At 72.7% G+C, this 6,051-nt stretch carries 6 protein-coding genes and 1 pseudogene; all 7 read right to left on the bottom strand.

Annotation, left to right across the window (positions count from 1 at the left end):
- Positions 1 to 202: uracil-DNA glycosylase family protein (locus RIF68_RS24210; RefSeq protein ID WP_309053408.1), on the bottom strand; the 202-nt coding region annotated here is incomplete at its 3' end.
- Entirely contained in the window at positions 199 to 1,641 is a 1,443-nt protein-coding gene (gene purB, locus RIF68_RS24205) for an adenylosuccinate lyase (protein WP_309053407.1), read from the bottom strand. The genes purB and RIF68_RS24210, both read right to left, overlap by 4 nt.
- A 73-nt stretch (positions 1,642 to 1,714) precedes the next feature.
- Positions 1,715 to 2,524, bottom strand: coding sequence for an SGNH/GDSL hydrolase family protein (locus RIF68_RS24200; RefSeq protein WP_309053406.1), 810 nt, complete (start codon positions 2,522 to 2,524; stop codon positions 1,715 to 1,717).
- Positions 2,525 to 2,662: 138 nt separating this feature from the next.
- Complete coding sequence (locus tag RIF68_RS24195) at positions 2,663 to 3,682, bottom strand: hemolysin family protein (RefSeq protein ID WP_309053405.1); 1,020 nt, start codon at positions 3,680 to 3,682, stop codon at positions 2,663 to 2,665.
- On the bottom strand, positions 3,679 to 5,019 hold the full coding sequence (locus tag RIF68_RS24190) for a hemolysin family protein (protein WP_309053404.1): 1,341 nt from the start codon (positions 5,017 to 5,019) through the stop codon (positions 3,679 to 3,681). The genes RIF68_RS24195 and RIF68_RS24190 overlap by 4 nt, the downstream gene beginning before the upstream one ends.
- Before the next feature lie 221 nt (positions 5,020 to 5,240).
- Positions 5,241 to 5,735, bottom strand: coding sequence for a GNAT family N-acetyltransferase (locus RIF68_RS24185; RefSeq protein WP_309053403.1), 495 nt, complete (start codon positions 5,733 to 5,735; stop codon positions 5,241 to 5,243).
- 74 nt (positions 5,736 to 5,809) lie between these two features.
- Positions 5,810 to 6,051 (bottom strand): annotated as a pseudogene (locus RIF68_RS24180) (LLM class F420-dependent oxidoreductase); the annotation flags it as partial.

Genomic DNA, 6,051 nt, shown 5'->3' with positions numbered 1-6,051 from the left:
GCCGCGGGGTGAACCCGGACAGGTGGAGCACCGGCCAGAAACGGTTGCCCGGGCGGGCGAAGTGATGGCCTGTCGCAGCCGACATCAGACCCGGATTGATCCCGCAGAACAGCACGGAAAGGCCGCTCGCGACCACGTCGGGGACGACGCGGTCGCGAGCGGCCTCCAGCTGCTGCTGGGTGAACCGGGGGGTCCGGGTCAGAGGATCGCTCCGGGCGTGTAGGCGGCGGCCTCGGGGTGCTGCTTCAGGATCTCCTCGACGCGGGCGACGACGGAGGCGACCTGGTCGGCCGCGGCGCCCGTGAAGGAGAGCTTGTCCGCCATCAGCTCGTCGAGCTGCGCACGGTCCAGCGGGATGCGCTCGTCGGCCGCCAGCTTGTCGAGCAGCTCGTTGCGCTCGGCGCCCTGCTCGCGCATCGCGAGGGCGGAGGCGACGGCGTGCTCCTTGATCGCCTCGTGGGCGACCTCGCGGCCGACACCGGCGCGGACCGCGCCCATGAGGACCTTGGTGGTGGCCAGGAAGGGCAGGTACCGGTCGAGCTCGCGGGCGATCACGGCGGGGAAGGCGCCGAACTCGTCGAGCACGGTGAGGAAGGTCTCCAGGAGGCCGTCCAGGGCGAAGAACGCGTCCGGCAGCGCCACGCGGCGGACCACCGAGCAGGACACGTCGCCCTCGTTCCACTGGTCACCGGCCAGCTCGCCGGTCATCGACGCGTAACCGCGCAGGATGACCATCAGGCCGTTCACGCGCTCGCAGGAGCGGGTGTTCATCTTGTGCGGCATCGCCGAGGAGCCGACCTGGCCGGGCTTGAAGCCCTCGGTGACCAGCTCGTGGCCCGCCATCAGGCGGATCGTCTTGGCCAGCGAGGAGGGTGCGGCGGCCAGCTGCACCAGCGCCGTCACCACGTCGTAGTCGAGCGAGCGCGGGTAGACCTGGCCGACCGAGGTGAAGGCGTGGGCGAAACCGAGGTGACCGGCGATCCGGCTCTCCAGCTCGGCCAGCTTCGAGGCGTCCCCGCCGAGCAGGTCGAGCATGTCCTGCGCGGTGCCGACCGGGCCCTTGATGCCGCGCAGCGGGTACCGGCCGAGGAGCTCCTCGAGGCGGCCGTGGGCGACGAGCAGCTCGTCCGTGGCGGTCGCGAACCGCTTGCCCAGCGTGGTGGCCTGAGCGGCGACGTTGTGCGAGCGGCCGGCCATGACGAGCTCCGCGTACTCGGCGGAGAGCTTGCCCAGGCGGGCGAGGACGGCGACCGTACGGTCCCGCATCAGCTCCAGGGAGAGCCGGATCTGCAGCTGCTCGACGTTCTCGGTGAGGTCGCGCGAGGTCATGCCCTTGTGGACGTGCTCGTGACCGGCGAGGGCGTTGAACTCCTCGATGCGCGCCTTCACGTCGTGCCGGGTGACCTTCTCGCGCTCCGCGATGGAGGCCAGGTCGACCTGGTCCAGCACGCGCTCGTAGTCGGCGAGAGCCGCGTCCGGAACCTCGATCCCGAGGTCCTTCTGCGCACGCAGCACGGCGAGCCACAGCCGGCGCTCCAGCTTCACCTTCTGCTCGGGGGACCAGAGGACGGCGAGCTCCGCGGATGCGTAGCGGCCGGCCAGGACGTTGGGGATACGGGGCTTCACCGTGGCAGCAGTCACGTGTCCTGATTCTACTGGCGGTTTGTGCAGGCCAGCGCCACGGTCCGGGCTGGAGCTTGCTACGAGACGCAGCTCACGGGGCGACCCGTCGCCCCGCCTCGGAGGTCACGCCCCCGGGCTCGTACGGCAGCAGCTCGGGGCGCTTGGGGGCGCGTCCGTCGCCCGACGAGCGGCCGGTGAGCCGCCGGCCGATCCAGGGCCCGAGGTGCTCCCGGGCGAAGCGGGCGTCCGCGATCCGGCGGGTCGCCCAGCCCGGCCGGCCGATGGGCGGCAGCGGCTCCCGCCAGTCCTCCTCGGGCGGCATGCCGAGAGCCTGCCACACGGCCTCGGCCACGCGCCGGTGGCCCTCCGCCGTGAGGTGCAGCCGGTCCACGTCCCACAGCCGGGGGTCGCCGAGCACCGGCTCCCCGTAGAGGTCGACCACCAGGGCGCCGTGCCGGGCGGCGAGGGTGTCGATGTGGGCGAAGAGCTCCTCCATCCGGGGCCGGAAGCGCTCCATCACCGGGCCGTTGCGGCCGGGGCTGCGCATGAGGACGAGCCGGCCGCAGGTGGGTGCCAGGCGTTCCACCGCCTCGGTGAGCAGGTCCCGCACCCGGACCATGTCGACCTTGGGCCGCAGGGTGTCGTTGAGCCCCCCGACGAGGGTCACCACGTCGGCCTCCATCGCGGCGGCCGTGTCCACCTGCTCCGCCACGATCTGTCCGATGAGCTTGCCGCGCACCGCGAGGTTGGCGTACCGGAAGTCGGGATTCCGGGCGGCCAGGCGACCCGCGAGGACATCGGCCCAGCCCCGGTAGGAGCCGTCGGGCAGCAGGTCCGACATGCCCTCGGTGAAGCTGTCGCCCAGGGCGACAAAACTGTTGTATGCGGCATTCATCTCCATGGCGGAGCGATCATACCGTGCGGTATGCGGCGGGATGCCGAGGGGAACCGCCCGGCGGCAGGCGGAAGGGCCCCGGGCGCACGCCCGGGACCCTTCCGCCCCGGCCTCCTCGGGCTCACCCGCCGGCCGGCGTACCCGTCAGGGAGCCGCGGGCCGCCCCACCAGTTCGCGCAGCACGTCCTCCATGGTCACGAGGCCGGCCAGCTTGCCGTCCTCGTCCAGCACCGCCGCCAGATGGGTCCGGCTGCGCCGCATCGCCGTCAGGACGTCGTCCAGCGGTGTCGCCGCCCGCACCCGCGCGATCGGGCGCAGCGCCGAGACCGGGAACGGCAGGTCGCGCGGCGTGATGTCCAGGGCGTCCTTGACGTGCAGGTAACCGAGGATCCGGCGGCCGGAGTCGACGACCGGGAAGCGGGAGAAACCCGACTGCGCGGACAGCGCCTCCAGCTGCTCCGGAGTCGTTCCGACCTGCGCGTACATGACCCGCGTCACCGGCATGACCACGTCCCGCACGGGACGGCGCCCCAGTTCGAGGGCGTCGTGCAGACGCTCCGCGGCCCGGTCGTCCAGCAGTCCCGCGTGCCCGGCGTCGGTGACCATCCGGGCCAGCTCGTCGTCCGAGAAGGTGGCCGACACCTCGTTCTTCGCCTCCACCCGCAGCAGCTTCAGGAGCGCGTTCGCGAAGGCGTTGATCGCGAAGATCACCGGCCGCAGCGCCCGGGCCAGCGTGACGAGCGGCGGACCGAGCGCCAGCGCCGTCCGCGTCGGCTCGGCCAGGGCGATGTTCTTCGGCACCATCTCGCCCAGCAGCATGTGCAGGTAGGTGGCCACCGCGAGGGCGATCACGAACGAGATCGGGTGCACCAGACCGTGCGGCACCCCCACCGCGTCGAAGAGGGGTTCGAGCAGATGGGCGATGGCCGGCTCCGCCACGATGCCCAGGACCAGGGTGCACAGCGTGATGCCGAGCTGGGCCGCGGCGAGCAGCGCCGAGACGTGCTCCAGACCCCACATGACGCTGCGCGCCCGCCGGTCGCCGGACTCGGCGAGCGGCTCGATCTGGCTGCGGCGCACCGAGATCAGGGCGAACTCGGCGCCCACGAAGAAGGCGTTGACGACCAGCGTCAGCAGGCCGATCAGCAACTGGATCGCGGTCATCGGCCCGCCTCCCCGGTCTCGTCCCCGTCGGTCGCGACCGGCGCGTGCAGCAGCACGCGGGCGGCCCGCCGGCCCGAGGCGTCCACCACGTCGAGCTGCCAGCCGGCCAGCTCCACGCTGTCGCCGACGGCCGGGATCCGGCCCAGCTCGGTGGCGAGCACGCCCGCGAGCGTCTCGTACGGTCCGTCCGGCACCCGCAGTCCGATCGTGCGGAGCTGGTCCGTACGGGCGGCCCCGTCGGCGGACCACAGCTCGCGGCCGTCCGCGTCCTCGCCCGCCCGCGCCAGGTCGGACGTCTCGTGCGGGTCGTGCTCGTCGCGCACCTCGCCGACGACCTCCTCGACGATGTCCTCCAGGGTCACGACCCCGGCCGTACCGCCGTACTCGTCGATGACGACGGCCATGGTCTGCTTGCCCGACAGCCGGTCGAGGAGCCGGTCCACGGTCAGCGTCTCCGGCACGAGCAGCGGCTCGCGCAGGATCTCGCCGATCCGGCGGCGCGGACGCTCCGCGGCCGGTATGGCCAGGACGTCCTTGACGTGGGCGATGCCGACCACCGTGTCGAGGTTGCCCCGGTAGACGGGGAAGCGGGACAGCCCGGTCGCCCGGGTCGCGTTGGCGACATCCTCGACGGTGGCCTGCACCTCCAGTGCGGTGACCTGCACGCGGGGCGTCATCACGTTCTCGGTGGTCAGCTCGGAGAGGTTGAGGGTCCGGACGAACAGCTCGGCCGTGTCCGGCTCCAGGGCCCCCTCCCTGGCGGAGTGCCGGGCGAGCGCCACCAGCTCCTGCGGGGACCGGGCCGAGGCCAGCTCCTCCGCCGGCTCCATGCCCAGACGGCGCAGGATCCGGTTGGCGGTGTTGTTCAGATGGCTGATCAGCGGCTTGAAGGCGGCCGTGAAGACCCGCTGCGGGGTGGCGACCACCTTGGCCACGGCCAGGGGCGAGGAGATCGCCCAGTTCTTCGGGACCAGCTCACCGACCACCATCAGGACCACGGTGGAAAGGGCCGTACCGAGCACGAGCGCGACGGAGGAGGCCACCGAGGGCGACAGGCCCACCGCCTCGGCGGGTCCCCGGATCAGCGCGGCGACCGACGGCTCGGCCAGCATGCCGACGATCAGGTTGGTCACGGTGATGCCGAGCTGAGCCCCGGAGAGCTGGAAGGTGAGCGACCGGACGGCCTTGAGGGCGCCCGCCGCTCCGCGCTCGCCGCGCCCGGCGGCGGCCTCCAGCTCGCCGCGCTCGACCGTGGTCAGCGAGAACTCGGCGGCGACGAAGGCGCCACAGGCGACGGAGAGCAGCAGCGCCACGAGCAGCAGCAGAAGCTCGGTCATCGTTTCACCTCCGTCCCTCGACGAGTCCCATGATCAGTCAGGGAGGGGCGGACCGCACGATCTCGGCCGCGGGTGGGGCTACTGGGAGGCTCGCCCATGGGCGGACGCTCACACCTTTCGGTCGTACCGGAAAAATCGACCGGGATGGTCGGGGTGATCGGGATGATCGGTTGATCGATTCTGCCCGTCCAGGGTAAAGGACGGGCAAAGCGAAGGGCCGATCAGGGCGCGGCCGGCCTCCGCGCCGGGCCGGGCGCCGGGGCCAGCGGCTTCACCCAACGGGTCCACGCCTCGTCTGCGCCGTACTCCGCCGCCCGCCACGCCGCCCGCCCGAGCCGGTTCCGGTCGAGCACCATCGCGTCGACGCGCCGCCCGCCGAGGCGTACGAAACGCTCCTCGGCCGCCGCGATCAGGGCGCCGCCGATGCCCCGGCGGCGGTGGCCCGGGTGGACGGCGAGCCGGTAGAGGTGGCACCGCCAGCCGTCGAAGCCGGCGATCACCGTCCCCACGAGTGCGCCGCTCCCGTCACCGGCGCCCCCGCCGGCCGGTTCGCCCGCCGGCTCCGCGAGCAGCAGAGCCTCGGGGTCCCGCTCGACGAGTCGCGCCACCCCGGCGTGGTCGTCGCTGATGCTCGTGCCCTCCGCGGCCACCTTCCAGAAGGCGAGCACGGCGTCGATGTCGGCCGCCACCGCGGCCCGTATCCGAAGATCGTCCATGGGCAGATCCCACCACCGCCGGGCGGCCGGCGTCGACCGCGTTCCACGGAGCAGGACGGGACGCCGGCGGGGCGTCACCGCCCGCGCAGCCGCCCGATCACCGGGGCGAACGCCTCCATCGCGTCGTCGAGCACGGTGAAGTACGAGAAGCCGAACCGCTTCCGGAGCGTCAGGAGCCGCTCCGCGATCCCGTCCACCGTCCCCACGGCGAGGATCGGCAGCCGGAGGATCTGCTCCACGGTGAGGTAGGGGGCGTCGGCGTGGAAGTCCGCCGCCCAGGCGTCCGGGTCCTCCGTCACGGCCACGCGCTGGATCA

This window comes from Streptomyces sp. (assembly GCF_031178505.1).
GTDB lineage: Bacteria > Actinomycetota > Actinomycetes > Streptomycetales > Streptomycetaceae > Streptomyces > Streptomyces gulbargensis.
This window is presented reverse-complemented; position numbering and strand designations above follow the sequence as displayed.

Bases quoted from the DNA above. Each gene is read 5' to 3' on its own strand.
- RIF68_RS24200 (WP_309053406.1), bottom strand. From the start codon at position 2,524: ATGGAGATGAATGCCGCATACAACAGTTTTGTCGCCCTGGGCGACAGC.
- RIF68_RS24195 (WP_309053405.1), bottom strand. From the start codon at position 3,682: ATGACCGCGATCCAGTTGCTGATCGGCCTGCTGACGCTGGTCGTCAAC.
- RIF68_RS24190 (WP_309053404.1), bottom strand. From the start codon at position 5,019: ATGACCGAGCTTCTGCTGCTGCTCGTGGCGCTGCTGCTCTCCGTCGCC.
- RIF68_RS24185 (WP_309053403.1), bottom strand. From the start codon at position 5,735: ATGGACGATCTTCGGATACGGGCCGCGGTGGCGGCCGACATCGACGCC.